The 17339-nt window shown below is 34.1% G+C and carries 14 protein-coding genes; 1 reads left to right on the forward strand and 13 read right to left on the reverse strand.

Features of this window, described 5'->3' with window-relative positions; all coding sequences use genetic code 11:
* Positions 1-78: 78 nt before the first annotated feature.
* Positions 79-1518: a 6-phospho-beta-glucosidase BglA gene (gene bglA / locus NYE52_RS18785; RefSeq protein ID WP_341194459.1), complete on the reverse strand. Its 1440-nt coding sequence runs from the start codon at positions 1516-1518 to the stop codon at positions 79-81.
* Positions 1519-1735: 217 nt separating this feature from the next.
* On the opposite strand from bglA, the gene NYE52_RS18790 reads away from it, so the two are divergent.
* On the forward strand, positions 1736-2446 hold the full coding sequence (locus NYE52_RS18790) for a GntR family transcriptional regulator (RefSeq protein WP_341194460.1): 711 nt from the start codon (positions 1736-1738) through the stop codon (positions 2444-2446).
* 75 nt (positions 2447-2521) lie between these two features.
* Here the strand turns inward: NYE52_RS18790 and NYE52_RS18795 are convergent, their stop codons facing one another.
* The 12 genes from NYE52_RS18795 to NYE52_RS18850 form a co-directional block, all read right to left on the reverse strand.
* The gene (locus NYE52_RS18795) at positions 2522-4207 is read right to left on the reverse strand and encodes a methyl-accepting chemotaxis protein (RefSeq protein WP_341194461.1); all 1686 of its coding nucleotides are present in this window, start codon (positions 4205-4207) and stop codon (positions 2522-2524) included.
* Between the two features lie 256 nt (positions 4208-4463).
* The gene (locus NYE52_RS18800) at positions 4464-5255 is read right to left on the reverse strand and encodes a DUF4097 family beta strand repeat-containing protein (protein WP_341194462.1); all 792 of its coding nucleotides are present in this window, start codon (positions 5253-5255) and stop codon (positions 4464-4466) included.
* On the reverse strand, positions 5248-5808 hold the full coding sequence (locus NYE52_RS18805; protein WP_341194463.1) for an HAAS signaling domain-containing protein: 561 nt from the start codon (positions 5806-5808) through the stop codon (positions 5248-5250). Before NYE52_RS18805 ends, NYE52_RS18800 begins: the two co-directional genes overlap by 8 nt.
* Positions 5801-6124: a PadR family transcriptional regulator gene (locus NYE52_RS18810; protein ID WP_341194464.1), complete on the reverse strand. Its 324-nt coding sequence runs from the start codon at positions 6122-6124 to the stop codon at positions 5801-5803. The genes NYE52_RS18805 and NYE52_RS18810 overlap by 8 nt, the downstream gene beginning before the upstream one ends.
* 252 nt (positions 6125-6376) lie before the next feature.
* On the reverse strand, positions 6377-9340 hold the full coding sequence (locus tag NYE52_RS18815; RefSeq protein ID WP_341194465.1) for an EAL domain-containing protein: 2964 nt from the start codon (positions 9338-9340) through the stop codon (positions 6377-6379).
* Positions 9341-9618: 278 nt separating this feature from the next.
* Complete coding sequence (locus NYE52_RS18820; RefSeq protein ID WP_341194466.1) at positions 9619-10518, reverse strand: ketose-bisphosphate aldolase; 900 nt, start codon at positions 10516-10518, stop codon at positions 9619-9621.
* 26 nt (positions 10519-10544) lie between these two features.
* Positions 10545-11396 carry a class II fructose-bisphosphate aldolase gene (locus tag NYE52_RS18825; protein WP_341194467.1) on the reverse strand — a complete coding sequence of 284 codons (852 nt, stop codon included), beginning with the start codon at positions 11394-11396 and terminating at the stop codon, positions 10545-10547.
* Positions 11397-11475: 79 nt separating this feature from the next.
* Entirely contained in the window at positions 11476-12561 is a 1086-nt protein-coding gene (locus tag NYE52_RS18830; protein WP_341195236.1) for a PTS fructose transporter subunit IIC, read from the reverse strand.
* A gap of 16 nt (positions 12562-12577) precedes the next feature.
* Entirely contained in the window at positions 12578-12892 is a 315-nt protein-coding gene (locus NYE52_RS18835; RefSeq protein WP_312092998.1) for a PTS fructose transporter subunit IIB, read from the reverse strand.
* A gap of 44 nt (positions 12893-12936) precedes the next feature.
* The gene (locus NYE52_RS18840) at positions 12937-13407 is read right to left on the reverse strand and encodes a PTS sugar transporter subunit IIA (RefSeq protein WP_341195237.1); all 471 of its coding nucleotides are present in this window, start codon (positions 13405-13407) and stop codon (positions 12937-12939) included.
* A 7-nt stretch (positions 13408-13414) separates the two neighbouring features.
* The gene (locus NYE52_RS18845) at positions 13415-14944 is read right to left on the reverse strand and encodes a BglG family transcription antiterminator (protein ID WP_341194468.1); all 1530 of its coding nucleotides are present in this window, start codon (positions 14942-14944) and stop codon (positions 13415-13417) included.
* Positions 14945-15251: 307 nt separating this feature from the next.
* A complete protein-coding gene (locus NYE52_RS18850; RefSeq protein ID WP_341194469.1) occupies positions 15252-17294 on the reverse strand; it encodes an ABC transporter ATP-binding protein in 2043 nt (680 codons plus the stop codon).
* Positions 17295-17339 lie beyond the last annotated feature (45 nt).

Consider the following 17339-nt stretch of genomic DNA (forward strand, 5'->3'; position numbering starts at 1 on the left):
AAACTTCATAAAATAGCCTAAATAAAAAAATCACTAGAAAAAGGAAGGAGCATTAAACCCTCCTTCCTTTTTCTATTATTATAGATTTTCCCCATTCGATTGAATAACCTCTTTGTACCAATAAAAGGAGTCCTTTTTCGAACGATTCATTGATCCGTTTCCTTCATTATCTCGATCAACATAAATCATTCCGTAACGCTTCTTCATCTCACCAGTTGTAAAGGAGACAATGTCAATAATTCCCCATGGAGTATATCCAATCAAATCAACTCCATCATACGTTACTGCTTTTTCTAAAGCATCTATATGAGCCTTCAAGTACTCGATTCTTTCTCGATCATGAATGGATCCATCCGCTTCCACCGTATCGATTGCTCCAAATCCATTTTCTACAATAAACAATGGGATTTGGTATCTATCATACAAACGATTTAACACATAGCGAAGACCTGTCGGATCAATGGACCAGCCCCAATCACTTGCTTTGATATACGGATTTTCTACCGCATTCGGCAATGCTCCATTTACGATATCCCCTGCATTATCGTTTGCCACATCACTCTTCACTGTTGTAGACATATAGTAACTAAAACCTAAATAATCGACAGTACCATTTCTTAAGAATGCTTCATCACCAGGCTCGAATGTAATAGAATAACCTTCTCTTTCAAATTCCTTTAAAGCGTATTTAGGATAAAAACCTCGAACTTGGACATCTGGGAAGAAATATCTTTGTCTCATTTCTTCTTCTGCTAACATGACATCCTCTGGATTAGAAGAATACGGATAGATAGGAATATGAGATACCATCGCACCTATTTGAAATTCCGGATTTATTTTTTTCCCAATGGATACTGCTAACGCACTTGCAACAAGCTCATGATGTGCGGTTTGATACATTACCTCTTTCGCGTTTTCTCCTTCTTTTACTGTTACTCCTGAATTTGTCCATAAGAATAACGGTCCAGAAACATCCATTTGATTATTAATTTCATTAAAGGTCATCCAATATTTCACTTTATCTTTATAGCGGCGGAAGCATACTTCTGCAAATCGCACAAAGCAATCCACTACCTTTCTATTTCTGAAACCACCATATTCTCTAGCAAGATGTAACGGCATTTCAAAATGAGATAGGGTAATAACTGGTTGAATTCCATACTTTAATAATTCATCGAATACTCGATCATAAAACTGTAAGCCTTCTTCGTTTGGTTCTAATTCATCCCCTTTTGGAAATATTCTGCTCCATCCAATGGATGTTCGTAAACACTTTAAGCCCATTTCAGCGAACAAAGCAATATCCTCCTTGTAACGATGATAAAAATCAATCGCTTCATGGTTAGGATAGAATTGATCTTCTTCTATTGTTTCCGTTATTTTTCTTGGCACACCATGGGCACCAGCGGTCATGACATCTACCACACTTGGTCCCTTTCCCCCTTGGTTCCAACCGCCTTCAAATTGATGTGCAGCTAAAGCTCCACCCCATAGAAAATCCTTTGGCATTCTATTCATCGCTTCTTCCTCCTTCATAATTATCGTAATCATTATTTATATGTTCATTACTTTTCTATATAAGCATTTCCAGAAACATTATATTCACACCTTAATTGTATCGGTATAATTACAAAAATACAATATAATATTTTTATACCTAATTAATAACAATGAGTTTTTTTTACAGATATGCTATAATCCAGCTATAAAGTTTAAAGATAATTGAGGTATGTAAATGTTAAAATACCAGCAAATTGCAGAAGAAATAGAAAGATATATTGAAGACCATGGACTTAAACAAGGAAGCAAGCTACCTGTTATCGAGGCATTAATGAAGCAATATGAGGTTAGTAAAAGCACGATTATAAAAACCATGGAACTATTAGAAAAAAAAGGAATCATTTTTCAAGTAAGAGGCAGTGGCATTTTTGTAAGAAGACAAAATCGCAAAGGCTATATCAGTTTGCTTTCAAATCAAGGATTTAAAAAGGATTTAGAAGATTATGAGCTAACTTCGAAGATTATAGAGTTGGAGGTCAGAAAACCAACAGAAGAAGTTGCACTCAATTTGAATTTGGATGTTAATGAGGATGTTTATTATGTGAAAAGAATTCGCTATATAAATGGGCAAACTCTTTGCCTGGAGGAATCTTACTATAATAAGTCCATTATTACCTATTTAAATAAAGAAATTGTTACTGAATCGATTTTTCATTATATAACGGAGGGACTAGGATTAAAAGTTGGCTTTTCAGATGTATATTTACAAGTAGAAAAGTTAAATGAGGAAGAAGCAGCTTATTTAAAATTAGAAAAAGATGACCCTAAATTATTAGTAGAAAGCATCTTTCACTTAGCAAATGGACAACCCTTTGACTTTTCAAAAGTTACTTATAACTACCAGCAATCTCAGTTTTTCATTCAGGCAAATAGCCATTTCTTTTAATTTAATCGAATAAAAGAGGAGTCACATTAAAAAGTGCTCCTCTTTTATTTCTAAAATAAAAAAGAGTGTTCTTCCTTAAACTTTAAATCGAGAGACTAATTGCTGAAGTTCCTCTGACATTTTAGATAAGGCAATGCTTGAGCTTGTTATTTCTTGGAAGGAAGCTGTTTGCTCTTCTGTTGCTGCTGCAACACTCTCTGTTCTCTCTAACGTTTCACGAGAAGTATGAGCGATTGATTCAACAGACTCTTGTACCTCTTGAACTTCTGCCGTAATTTCTTGGCTCGTTTCCGCCATATTTTTAATATGATCTGCTATTGCTTCAATGCGATTTAGTATTTCTTTTATATGTTCATTCGTCGTATTCGATAATATCATTCCAGAATTCACATTATCTTTTACTAAAGACATATTTTGCTCGGTAGAATTAGATTGCTCATGAATAGAGCTAATAAGTGTATGAATTTGACTAACAGAAGTACCTGTCATTTCTGATAGTTTTCGAACTTCTTCTGCAACAATCGCAAAACCTTTTCCATGTTCTCCTGCTCTTGCTGCTTCAATTGATGCATTTAATGCTAGCAAATTCGTTTGATTAGATATATCTTGAATGCTTGTTAGTACCTGATTAATTTCATTTGTACTTAAAACAAGAGACTTTAACCCATCCCCTGCTAAATCAACGGATGAATGAATTGTCTGCATTTGCATTTGCATTTCTACCAGCGCTAACTCTCCATCTTTTGCTTTTTCTTTAATAAGCAGAGACTCATTTGCAACTTCGCTAGCAGTATTGGCTACATGCTTAATATTGTCTAATGAATTATTAACCTCTATTAAACTGTTTTGAGTAAGTGTATCTTGCTTATTTCCATTCTCTGCAATGGTTTGTATAGCATCCGCCACCTGCTCTGCAGCTACAGTTGATTGTTCCATACTAGAAGCTAATTCATCTGATGCAAGTGCCACGTTTTTAGAAGTTTGACCTACACTGCCTATCATCATCTGAAGCGATCCAACAAATGTGTTAAACGAATTTGCTAAATGACCGAATTCATTTTTCCCATTTACTTGCACTCTTTGTGTTAAGTCGCCTTCACCAGAAGCGATATTTTGCAATTGACTATTGATTTTATTTAACGGCCCCAAAATAGACTTTAGTAAAATAACTCCTAATACTATACTTAAAATTGTCGCAATAACAATAATTATCATTAATATTATTTGCGTTACTTGATTATTTTTTTGATTTGTTTCTTCAATCAAAATGACATCTTGATTGATGTGTTCTACTAATTCATTTACAGCTGGATCCAGTACTTCCTTTCTCAATGTACGTAAATCTTCAAAATGGAGCTTTTCTGCAGAAGCTTTGTCCTCGCTATAAACCTCGGACACTTGATCACTTGTCGTTAAATACGATTGTAGACTAGCGTTAAAAGTCTGGATACCTTCTTCATATACACGATAATTCGATAAATTTTCCATTTTTTTCAATGTGTCATTTATATCCGATTTTTTATTATCGATTCCATCGATATATTCATTATTTCCTGTAAGAAGAAAGCCACGTTCATCATTGGAAATTCCAGCAATGCGATATTGCAAATGGGTAACAAGACGCTGCATCTCTTTTGCTTCTGTAAGCTCTTTACTGTTTGTTATTAGAGCTTGCAGGCCGTTATTGCTATATAAGCCTATTCCTATCATAGATATAATTAAAATGAAGAAAATTAGTGCTAATTGATATTTTATTTTCATTTTATCCCCCTGTGTTCTTGTTGCCTATTCATAAAGCTATTTTGTTATCATCTATCTCTAAACTATGTACCTTCTCTATATATCGGAGACATTTATTTTTTATATAGTTTGTATGCGATACCAATTTTCTTAAAAATTTATTTTGTACAAAAAGTTATCCAATAGCAATCTGAACATACGAAAATAGACAACTTCTAAACAAAGTTGCCTATTAGAACAATAATTATTTTGGCAATTCTTAAAAGAGATGCCTATACTATTTCAACACTTGAATTTTCCCATTATTCGTTTTCAGTTTTACTAGGTTCTCTCCATTCCCAATCACAGTACTTCCTTTATATTTATCCAAAATGTTAATGCTTCCGTTATCGACTTGGACATCAAAGGTTACATTTGTGGGTTCCTTCTCTGTTTCAATCTCGATACTTCCATTATTCGTTTCTAACTCTATTGGTCGATCTAAAGTAGCTGTTAGTATAGAAATTTTTCCATTACTAGTTTTCCCTTTAATACTACCAGTTACATGCTCTAGCGCTACTCTTCCATTATCTGACTGAACATCTATATTTTCTGACAGGATGTTTTTCATTTCGATTCGGCCATTATCACTTTCTGCTTTCAACTGCTCAACACTAAGATTTGCTACATCGATTTTCCCATTATCATTATTAACTCTCATAGATTTATATTGCTTCTCAGGCAATGAAATCCTTAAAGTAAGGGAGCTAAAATCAAGATGAATAAAACCAAGCTGCTTTTCTTCCAATTTTACAATTAGTGTTTCTCTTTCTACCTTTGCAGTTAAATTTGTCCTTGTATCTTTCGAGCCTTTTCCAACTACCTCTACTTTCGTTTCCGAATCTGTCGTTGGTATTATTTCAACCGCTACATTATTTGACTCTATTTTTACAGAAGTAATATTGCCCTCTTTGAACACTTTTTCTTCTGCAATATCTATTCCATTATCACGAAAGGTAAGCAAACTACCTAAAGTGCCTATTATAATGAAGACAATCCCGGTTATCATAATTTTTTTTAACTTAGTCATTCTTTAAGCCACCCTTCACCAATTTAGCATTAAACTTCAAATAGCGCACAAACCCCTTCATAGAAAATTTAGTTAGATAGTACATGCCAATCGCAATAAAAATTCCTAATCCAACAAGTAGAATCGACATAAATAATCGGAAAAACTCAAATCCACTTGGCTGTAGCACACTATCTACAACGACAAGTAATGGAGAAAGAAGAAAAGAAACTCCAACTATCCAACCTGATACAATAAGCGCTACTATCGCAATGAAAGGACCAAGAACAATCACCATATTAAAAAAACCTAAACCAATCACAGCCCATAACGCTCGAAATATATTACCTGTTGAAACTGTGTTTTCAACCTTTTCAAGATGAAAAGTGGCTAACAACTCCTTAGCTATTTGCTGTGGTGATCCTAAAGAATGAGCAATCTCTTCCTCGGTTTTCCCCTCTTCCATTCCCATAAAAAAATGCTCTTCATAATCCTGCATGATATCCTTTTGCTCCTCAGATGGAAGCTTGTGTAATCCAGCCTGTAGCTGTTTAAAAAATTGGTCTTTAGTCATTTTTCACACCTTCTTTTATTAATTGATTCACACCAGTGGAAAATTCATTCCACTCCGCAATAAGCTCGTAAAGATAGGTTCTTCCTTTGTCCGTTAACTTATAGTATTTACGTGAAGGACCTTCTGTTGACTCTTGTAAGTAGGTTGTAAAGTACTCTTCCTTTGTTAACCTTCTTAGCAGTGGATAAACGGAACCCTCTGATATTTCAATTTGATTTGATATCTTCTGAACCAGCTCATAGCCATAGCGATCTTTTTTATCCAAAAGTACAAGTACACATAACTCTAATACACCTTTTTTAAACTGTACATTCACCTTTTCCACCTACCTATGTTCATTACTAAGTACCTTACATTGAACAGTACCTATGCAAAAATAGTACTTGTTGATAATAATATATCATTCAGTATTATTTATTGCAAGGTACTGTTTAAAAAATATAAATATAGTTAATCTACAAGATGACGGCCTAGATAAATCCCGCCATCATCTTGTATGGTATTTTTTTATCAAACCGTACATCTTAGTCTATTCGCTACAACGTTAAAAATATATGCTTATCCTATCTTACTTATTCAAATACGTTCTTTCATCCCCTTGAATAAAATTACACCCATCAACTAAAGGGGTTTTACGTAATTCGCTTGAAAAAAGATTTAATGTATCCATTACCTGTTCTCTCTCTTCCTTATCCAAAATAAATTGGATTCCATATTGATATAATTCATTATCCTCTTGTTTCCAAACAATTACTCCATTTACCATTATTGTTTGATGCATTATCAATATTTCAAACTGCAAATTAAAGTCAGAACGAACGGGAAGATCTAAAGTAGACAATACTTTAATTCCTCCAAAGCCAATATCCTGAATCAATATTTCGGTACTACCCAATTCCACTTTACGGCCCTTTATAGAAGTAAGTGTCATTTGTGCACTTAGTGGAAACTTTAAATTAATTCGATAGTCTTTTCTCCTGTTTGGAACTTTCTCTAACTGCTTGCTATTGGCAGGAAATAAGAATCCTGCCAATAGCAATTCTCTAAAATCTGGTTCAGCAACAGGCTTACTAAATAGATAGCCTTGAATTTCGTCACAGCCTTGTTGCTGTAAAAACTCTAACTGCTCAGTTGTTTCTACTCCCTCTGCAACAACGGTCATTTTCAACCCTTTCGCAAGGAAAATTGTAGATTTAATAATCATTTCTGATCGTTCATTTAATTCTTTCCCAATAAAGGATTTGTCAATTTTAATCGTATCAATCGGATACCTTTCAAGATGGGTTAAAGAAGAATATCCTGTTCCAAAATCGTCCAAAGATACCTTTATACCCACTTTTTTTAAAAACTCAACAGAACTTTGTACTATATCATTATGATGAAGCAAGGTCGTTTCGGTAATTTCAAATTCCAATAAGGAAGGATTCACCTTCATCTCCTTGATAATATTTACAACGCTATCCGGCCAATCTTTCCGCAAAAAGCTCTTTGGGGATATATTCACAGAAATCGGTACTAATGGAAAATTACTTTTTTCCCATTGTTTTAAATACTGACAAGCCTGCTTTAATACCCACTCCCCAATCTCTATGATGAAGCCATTTTCTTCTGCAATAGAGATGAAATCCTTAGGAGATACCATTCCCCAGTCTGGGTGCTTCCACCGAATCAATGCTTCTGCCCCTACAATTTTATTGCTGATTGCGTTAACTTTGGGCTGAAAATATAAGAAGAATTCATTATTCTTTATTGCCTTTCGTAAATCCCTTTCCATCGTAAACAGTTTATAAGACTCAATATTTAAAGAGGAAGAATAAATTTGAAAATTATTTTTCCCATTTTCTTTTGCTCGGAATAAAGCAGCGTTCGCATTTTTTTGTAATTCCTCCGATGTTTTTCCATTCGATGGGAAGGAACTAATCCCGATGCTTGCTGTAATATATAATTCATAGCGATCAATAAAAAACGGCTGCTGAAGCTGACTAATTATTTCATTTGCCAATTCCACTGGGTATTTTGAAATGGATGTATCATCAAGCAAAATACTAAACTCATCACTTCCCATTCTGGCAAAGAAAGCAGACTGTTTAATGATGCTTTGAATTCTTTGAACAAAACTCCGTAATAATTGATCACCAATTTTATTTCCTAATGAACTATTAATATTTTTAAATGCATCTAAATCCATATTTAATAGAAAAAAGTTCGTATTATTTGCAGTAGATTCCTCAATTAAGGAAACCATTTTTTCGTCAAACATTCTTCTATTTGGTATATTGGTTAAATAATCATAATAGGCAAGATGCTTAATGACCTCTTCTGCTTCTCGGTATTCTGTGATATCCGTAAATATCCCATCTAATCTAATAAAATCACCATTTTCGTCAAATACTGGTATCGCTTGATCCTGTATCCATCTAATCGAACCATTCTTTTGAAAAATTCGATAATTGTTTTTTATAGGACTCCTCTTCTCGAACAGATCTTGATGATGCTTTAAAAATATAGGTAAATCCTCGTGATGGATAATATTCTTATAAAAATCAAGACTGTTTATCTCTGTTATTGGATGACCTAATACTCGTTCCATACCAGGTGAATGTAATATAAGTTGATCTTTCTTGACATCAATGGACCAAATTCCAACTTCCAGATTGTCAAAAATATTTTTATATCTCTGCTCACTTTCTTTAAGCCTAATCTCCGCTATTTTCCTTAAGGAAACATCTTTTATCGTACCAATAAGTTTGAGGGTGTTCTGTTTATGATCTTGCATTACTTTAGCTTCCTCTATGACATATTGGATAGCCCCATCTTTTCGTCGAATTCGATATTCATGTTTAAAATCTTGCTTTAATTTAATGGCATTTCGATAGGTTTGTTCGAATCTTTCACAATCTTTTGGATGGATAAATTGCAGGATTTTACCGAGTGTTGGTACAATTTCATCTGGTTGGAGACCATAGATTTTATATTGCTGCTTCGACCAATACCATTTATCTTCTAATATGTCATACTCCCAACTTCCAAAATTAGCCACTTGTTGAGATAACTCGAGATTATCTTTTATCTGCAACAGCTCATTCCTGCTATTTTTATAAAGCGTGATATCTTTAGCCATTCCATAAATAGCAATTACTTCTTTATCCTTGTTCATCATCGGAATATATGTCATATCTATAGCAATTGGATTACCATTCTTATGAGTAACGCTAGCATAATAGTTTTGTGCCATACCATTTAGAGCTCCATTAAAATTCAATTCATTTTTCTCCAAATCTTTTTGATTAAAAAAATTTAGAAAGCTCTCTCTAATCTCTTCCTCTTTATATCCAAAGATTCTTTTTACCGAGCTATTATAATCAAGAACATTTCCTTCTAAATCTAACATAAAAACAGCATCTGGATGATTATCGTAAAGGGCTCGAAAAGTATCAGCTTTAAAGGATGATTCGTGATCGTAGTTAGTGAAATCAGAAAAATCCGCTTCATTTTTTTTGAATTTCTTTATAAAATCCTTAAATCTGCTCACTTATTTCTCCTCTTTCTTACACCATTTCGTTTCCTATTCTTTATTGTAAGATATCACAAAATTTGCAAATCACAAACATTTGTAGCTAAGCAACTTGTGAAAACTAGACGTTTTTCCTATTTCTATATAACTATATAATAAGGGAGCAGATAGAAAAAGAAAGATTTTTTTTATCTTTTTATTATCAGGAGGAAGTAATTAGAAGGAGTTGATTAAAAGTTAGAAATTGTAGATTAGATTGAAAAAAGGAGAGGCTATATCCCCCCCTTTTTTTCAATCTATAACCTTTCACTACGCCAAGCTATCACATTTTCTTCTCTGTATTTTTCAGCTTTTCCAATGGATTGAAACAAATTCATTTTATATTTCACTATTTCTTTTGCTGCATCAATACACGCTGGATAAATAGCGTTGGGATCCCATAGCTCTGTTTCTGCCAAAATCTCGCGGCATTTTTTATAAAAAGCATACTTATAATCTGATGAAATATTCACTTTTTGAATGCCAATTTGAACAGCTTCTGCAATCTCTTCATCTGGATTTGCTGAGCCCCCATGCAATACTAACGGAATGGCGACAATTTCTTTAATTTCTTTCAAAATATCCATTCTTAACTTTGGCTTCATATCTTTTGGATAAATACCATGACAAGTTCCAATTGCAATAGCTAATGTATCTACCCCTGTTCTTTCCACAAATTCTTGTGCATCTTCCGGTCTTGTATAAATCACCTCAGATACCCCTCCCTCGACCGAGGTACCTGTATTACCAATTGTTCCTAATTCCCCTTCGACTGATACCCCTAACGAATGGCTGACTTCAACAATTTGTTTTGTCAACTGAATATTTTCTTCTAGAGAAAGCAATGAACCATCTATCATCACAGAACTAAATCCCACATGGATAGCCCGCATAATATCGTCCAAATTCCCACCGTGATCTAAATGTAGCACAAATGGAACATGACTATTCTTTATTCTTGATAGCACATAAGAAAAGAACTCATCCTTTACAAAATCCAATTCAGTTGGATGTACAGCGATAATAGCTGGCGAATTATTATTTTCTGCCTCTTCAACTACTACTCTAAGAAAGTTACTATCCGCTACATTGAATGCCCCAACTGCAAATTGATGTTTTTGCGCAACTTCTAATAATTGCTTCATATTTAATAACATACTATTCTCCTCTTTTCCTTCATTTTTTATAAAGATTTCCCTTCAGATCCTGCCAATTGAATATAATATTTCACTAAATCTGTCCCCGCGGCGATAGTCTGATGAATAATATTAAAGTAATCTAAATCATTAGAATTCATGTTTTCTCTTATACTATTTAACTGTGATTTAAAAAAATCGGAGCCAACATTAATTTTATTAATACCAAGAGAAACAGATTTTTTTATATTCTCTTCCCCACATCCAGATCCCCCATGAAGAACGAGAGGGATTCCAGTTCCCTTTTTAATTTTTTCTACAATATCAAAATGGAAAGCTGGAACATAACCATCGGGGTAATCCCCATGACTAGAACCATAAGAAATAGCCAATGCATCAACTCCAGTTTCCTTTGCAAATTTAATTGCTAAATCAGGATTTGTATACATCTCGTTATCTGTCATATGATTACTAGAAACAGAACCAATATTGCCTATTTCCCCTTCTACACTTGCGTCATATATTTGAGCGAACGCTATCATTTCTTTTGTAATTCTAATATTTTCCTCAATCGGATAAGCAGAAGCATCCATCATGACACTAGAGAAACCATCTTTTAAACACCTTTTCACAAATCCAATATCCTGCCCGTGGTCTAAATTAATCGCGACTTCTACACTCGCCGCATTTGCCATTTCAATAATCGGTTTTGTCAACAACTTACTTCCTAAATGCTGTATTAAATGATCCTGCAATAAATCAATAATAATAGGTGCTCTTAGCTCATGGGCTGCTCCAATCACAGCCTTCGCTGTTTCCAAGTTAAAACAGTTAATTGCCATTACTGCATAATTCCCCTGATTAGCTCGAGCAAGCATCCCCTTCATTGAAACATACATTCGGCTTCTCCTCCTTCGAAATTTACTGAATACCTTATACCGCTCTACCAAAACATTCATAATTTCCATCATTTACCTTTTAAAACGAAATTTTAATATCTGATAAATCAACTTCTTCTTCTTCACTAGTTGTTTCTTCTTTTTCCACAGCAGGTTCTTTTTTCCATAAAAATAGCATTATTCCTGTAATCAATGAGCCGATAAGTAATGCCATACAAAATAGAATTGGATGTGTCATTGCAGGTACAATAAACATTCCACCAGATGGTACAGGAGATCCAACTCCCCACATCATAGAGAATCCGCCCCCGATAGCTGCTCCGATTGTACATGATACAACAACTCTTACAATATCTACTGCTGCAATAGGAATGACACCTTCCGTAATCATGCATACTCCCATTGGAAGAGCAATTTTGATATTATCTTCTTCTGTTTTTGTATATCTTTTCTTACGGAATAATTTAGAAAGTCCCCATGAGATGGCCACACCAAACGGAGGAACCATTGATGCTAGTATTTTTACAGCCTCTGGCTCATATATGCCCTCTAATAACAAACCATCTGCAAACAACGAAGCTACTTTATTAACTGGACCACCAAAATCAAATGCCGCCATTCCACCTAATATTGCTCCAAATACAAATCGCATAGAACCTTGCATGCTTGTTAAAAAGGAAGTTAAACCTTCTGTTGCCCACACGATTGGAACTCCAAGCACAAAAAACATAAGTAATCCGATAATCAAACTCGATATTAAAGGTATAATCATCATTGGCATTAAGCCCTCTGCCCACTTAGGAACTTTCAATTTTTTTCTTAAAAATAAGACAAAGTAACCAACAATAAATCCGCCTAGCATTCCACCTAAAAATCCTGCTCCAATTGCATTCGCTATTAACCCCATTAATAGCCCTGGGGCTATACCCGGACGATCAGCTATAGAATATGCTATTGCTCCTGAAATAACCGGTGCTAGTAAGCCCATTCCAAGGACTCCTAAAGACACAAGAGCTGAAGGAATATCAAATGATGCTTTATAATCTTCAATAACAGAACCACCTGTAAGATTGCCAATCGCAATAAGTAGTCCTGATGCAACAACAAGTGGTAGCATGTAGCTAATTGCAGTTAAAGCATGCTTTTTTATTTGCATTTTCTTCAACATATAATAGTCCTCCTCACTGTTTATTTAGCTCAGCTTCAATCTTTTGATATAGTTGCTTTGGTGCCTTTATCGCAATATGTGTTGGTATTTCCACTATTTTTTTTCCTGTAAATCGATCTTTACCACTAACCTTAATATCGGCAGCAATTATCACTAAATCTGCTTCCTTAATCTCCTTAGCCGTTAACTCATCCTCAATTCCTATCGTTCCCTGCGTTTCAATTCGAACCTTATGCCCCAGCTCTTGACCCGCTTTTATTAATTTTTCTTTAGCAATATACGTATGGGCAATTCCAGAAGTACATGCAGATATCCCAACAATATTCATATTAATCCTCCTCTAGTAAAAAAGTATTTAGCGAGATTCTTACCTTATTCATTTTTAGTTAATACCTTTAAAAATTCACTCTTCGTTTGAAGTGTTTGAAACTTACCAATTATCTCTTCATCTGCTAATAAGACAGCGACCTTTTGTAATAATTTAATATGGATAGTTGTTCTATCCGTATCTTTGACTGCAAATAAGATAATAATATTAATGGGATTACCATCTAATGATTCCCATTCTATAAATGTGTTTGTTCTACCAATTGCAATAGAAGTCTTTAATACATGCTCAGATTTACCATGGGGGATGGCTACCCCCTTTTCCAAACCAGTAACTCCTTCATTTTCGCGAAACATCACATCCTTTATAAATCCCTCTTTATTAGAAATACAACCGTTTTCATATAATAAATCGGTTAACTCATGAAGTACTTCTTCCTTCGTAGTTCCTTGTAAATTTAACTCTATAAGGTCTTCCGTTACTACCTTATTAAAATCTAATTCCTCTATTCTCATGTCCACTTTAGACTCTCCTACCTTTCCATTTGCTATCGACTATATTCTGTTGACTGTAGTAATCCTTAATAAATTGATCTATTTTAAATTTATCCTCTTGGTTTAAAATAGGACTCACAAGGATAGTTGGTTTATCAATGATTCCATGTGTTTTCACAGTCGAAATTACTAGTTCGACATCTTCGTAGTCTGTCTGTTTTATTCGTTGTTGTGCAATAATTTTCTTTATATGGATATCAGGAAAAGTTCTTCTTATTTTTTCACTTAACAAATGAGAAGTACCAATCCCACTTGTACATTCAATTAATATAGGAATCTGGTTAGCAAAATGATCATCATATGAAATCTGAAAATATAAAGTAATATAGCCGATTTCTTCATCTGTTATATAATTCTCCCAATGACCTTCTTCTATTAGCTCATCTATGCTAACCTTTACTAAACCAAATATATTTGCAAAGTTGGTTTTTATGGATTTTATAATTGGATTAATAATATATATCCGATGACTAAGCCGATATATCATCGCATGCATATGCAAGATTAGCCTTTCTAATAGCTCATCATCTGTATCAAACTGATACCCACTGTTTTCTGTAACTCTTGCTATTAATCTATTAGCTAAAAGAATAACTTGTTCATTTTGATACTCTTCAATATTTTGATTCAATAAAAAGCGTGAATTAAGTTTATATGCTTTCAAAATATAGTATAGAGAATAAATATCATATGCTTTCAATTGAATAGAAAAGCATTTTTCCATCTTATCAACTAAATTTTTGCATATATAATAAATACTAGAACTATAATCTATTTCTTCAAATACTATCTCTTCATTTAATACAAGTTTATTATTTTGTTTTTCTATTATTGAAAGAAGGGAACAAAATAACGTTAAATAATAAGGTTGGTCTAAGCTTAAATCATGCTCCACTTGAATATCATGTAGCAACTTCTTAATTTTCAATAAGTTTTTATTTTTCACTTTTACTTTTTTTATGGAATCAGGAATATCATATTGGCTAAAAGGATCACCCATTTGAGTTAAGTAATTTTCAATAATCACCGCCATTAAACGATAAATGGATAGTCTATCTCCCTTTATAAAAGATCCTTCATTTGTCCTTAATAATAATAAGTTATAGGACATTAATTCTTTTTCAATATGTTTAAAGTCATTGAGGATAGAGCTTTGACTTACAATGTATTTCTCTGATATTTTCAGAATTGAGGTCTTACAGGGTGCAATCGAAAGAAGGTATAGTAATAGATTCAAACGTCTTTCATCTGGATAATCAAATACTATTGTTTCAGTTTCTAGCTTTGTCTTATCTTTTTCTAAATAGTAACCGAAATTTTCTTTTTTTATTATGCGAAACGGCATTGAATTTGCATCTATTATTTGTTGGATGTCTCTATATATTGTTTTTTTAGAAACTGCTAGTTCATTTGCTAACTCGGAAGCTGTTACATATCGTTTCTCCTTTCTTAAGATATTTAGAATCATTTGATGACGCTCATTCATGACCTGACTCACGAATTACTTCACCTCTTTTCTTATCTCTATGGTAATATCTTATCCGAATGAAAACGGATACACAATTACAAAAGTACGATGGATTTTATGTCCCTATTGAAACGGTATTTTTTACTTTTTTATCTTTACCTTCTGTCTATTAGAATAATTAAGAACACCTTCCCCATGTTTGTTATGTAATGTGTAATTTCTAAAAAAATGTAGGAGTAGGATTAATTCTTTACAAATGGTAAACAATAGCCATTCCCTTCATTCTGTCCATAAGAAAAAAGCAAGGAAGCATAGATACCCCCTGCTTCCTTGCCTTTTAAGCCATCTCATTCATTGTGTCACTATAATGACAAGCAACCCATCTGCCTTCCTTCACCTCTCTCCATTCTGGTACCTCTTTGCACCTTTCTGTGGCAATCGGACATCGAGTCCGAAATCTACAGCCTGTTGGAGGATCAATCGCACTAGGAAGATCACTGTTTAATACAATCCTCTCTCTCCGCCGTTCCACCTTTGGATTTGGGATTGGAATTGCAGATAATAACGCCTTTGTATAAGGATGCAATGGTTCATTATACAGCTCCTCTGCAGGAGCAAGTTCTACAAGTCCCCCTAAATACATCACACCAATACGATCACTAATATACTTTACCATTGATAAATCATGGGCAATGAACAAATACGTTAAACCTTTTTCCTTTTGGAGCTTTTTCAGTAAATTAACTACTTGTGCTTGAATAGATACATCCAAAGCAGAAATAGGTTCATCTAAAATTAAAAATTCTGGATCAACTGCTAGAGCACGAGCAATTCCAATTCGCTGCCGTTGACCTCCTGAAAATTCATGGGGATATCTGCTTGCATGTTCTTTTTGAAGACCAACCAATTCCAGCAAGTCCTTCACCTTTTTCGTTCTTTCCTCTTTCGTTTGATACAATTGATGGATATCCATTCCCTCTGCAATAATATCTTCAACGGTTTTCCTTGAATCAAGAGATGCGTATGGATCTTGGAATACCATCTGCATTTTCCGATGAATCTCCTTCTTTTCGTCCATTTTTACATTTTCATTAATTTTCTTTTTATTAAAAATAACCTCTCCATACGTTGTGTCATATAGCTTTAATATCGTTCTACCAGTCGTAGATTTTCCACAACCAGATTCCCCTACAAGCCCAAGTGTCTCTCCTTTCATAATATGGAAACTAACATCATCAACTGCTTTTAATGTTTGATTTTTATCTATAGGGAAATACTTTTTAAGATTTCTCACTTCCATAATTGGTTCACTAGAAAAATACCGATTCTCCTCCTTATCTTCTTTATCTAGTGATTTTTGGACTAAGGAAATTCCCTTTTCATTCACACTTACAGGAGGAGTAATTTTAGGAGCTTTTTCATGTAGCAGCCAGCTTGCTGCATAATGTGTATCCGTTATTTGATACATTGGTGGTTCTAATTGATAATCAATAGCCATTGCATATTCATTTCTTGCAGCAAATGGATCACCCTTCGGAGGATTCATTAAGTTAGGAGGAGAACCTGGAATAGAAATTAGTTCTCCTTTCGTATCTAAATTTGGCATAGAGCTTAACAGTCCCCAATTATAAGGATGCCGCGGATCATAAAATATTTCGTCAACCGTTCCTTTTTCGACAATTTTGCCTGCATACATGATAGCAACAGAGTCTGCAATATTAGCAACTACTCCTAAGTCATGGGTAATCAAAATGATGGCAGTTCCTGTTTTTTTCTGAATATCTTTTAATAAATCAAGAATTTGTGCCTGAATGGTTACATCCAGTGCAGTCGTCGGCTCATCTGCAATTAAAATTTTCGGATTACAGGCTAATGCCAATGCAATCATTATCCGTTGTCGCATCCCACCTGAAAATTGATGGGGATATTGATTATATCGAAGCTCCACATTAGGAATTCCGACCAGCTCAAATAGTTCTAATGCTATTTTCTTAGCTTCCTTTTGGGCTATTTTCCGATGCTTTCTTACGCTTTCTACTACTTGCAATCCAACCTTCATTGTTGGATTAAGAGCAGTCATCGGATCTTGAAAAATCATCGAAATTTCAGATCCACGAATATTTTGCATTTTTCTTTCCGTTAAGGAAACCAAATCTTGCCCATTAAATAGAATCTCCCCTTGACTAATAGTCGAGATTCCTTCTGGTAACAATTTCATTATCGCTCTTGACGTTACCGATTTCCCTGACCCAGATTCTCCTACAATTGCTAATGTTTCCCCCTTCTTTAAAGTGAAATCAACTCCTCTAATTGCTTGAACAGTCCCGGCATATGTTTTAAAGGAAATATGTAAATCCTTCACTTCTAAAATCGCATCCATTTTCTATGCCTCCCCAAAAGTCTATCAATATGTAGAATTGCTCCT

It is taken from the genome of Niallia sp. FSL W8-0635, assembly GCF_038007965.1.
In the GTDB taxonomy this organism is placed as follows: domain Bacteria; phylum Bacillota; class Bacilli; order Bacillales; family Cytobacillaceae; genus Niallia.

Coding starts and splice junctions, on each gene's coding strand:
- bglA (WP_341194459.1), bottom strand. CDS start 1,518: ATGAATAGAATGCCAAAGGATTTTCTATGGGGTGGAGCTTTAGCTGCA.
- NYE52_RS18790 (WP_341194460.1), top strand. CDS start 1,736: ATGTTAAAATACCAGCAAATTGCAGAAGAAATAGAAAGATATATTGAA.
- NYE52_RS18795 (WP_341194461.1), bottom strand. CDS start 4,207: ATGAAAATAAAATATCAATTAGCACTAATTTTCTTCATTTTAATTATA.
- NYE52_RS18800 (WP_341194462.1), bottom strand. CDS start 5,255: ATGACTAAGTTAAAAAAAATTATGATAACCGGGATTGTCTTCATTATA.
- NYE52_RS18805 (WP_341194463.1), bottom strand. CDS start 5,808: ATGACTAAAGACCAATTTTTTAAACAGCTACAGGCTGGATTACACAAG.
- NYE52_RS18820 (WP_341194466.1), bottom strand. CDS start 10,518: ATGTTATTAAATATGAAGCAATTATTAGAAGTTGCGCAAAAACATCAA.
- NYE52_RS18825 (WP_341194467.1), bottom strand. CDS start 11,396: ATGTATGTTTCAATGAAGGGGATGCTTGCTCGAGCTAATCAGGGGAAT.
- NYE52_RS18835 (WP_312092998.1), bottom strand. CDS start 12,892: ATGAATATTGTTGGGATATCTGCATGTACTTCTGGAATTGCCCATACG.
- NYE52_RS18840 (WP_341195237.1), bottom strand. CDS start 13,407: ATGAGAATAGAGGAATTAGATTTTAATAAGGTAGTAACGGAAGACCTT.
- NYE52_RS18850 (WP_341194469.1), bottom strand. CDS start 17,294: ATGGATGCGATTTTAGAAGTGAAGGATTTACATATTTCCTTTAAAACA.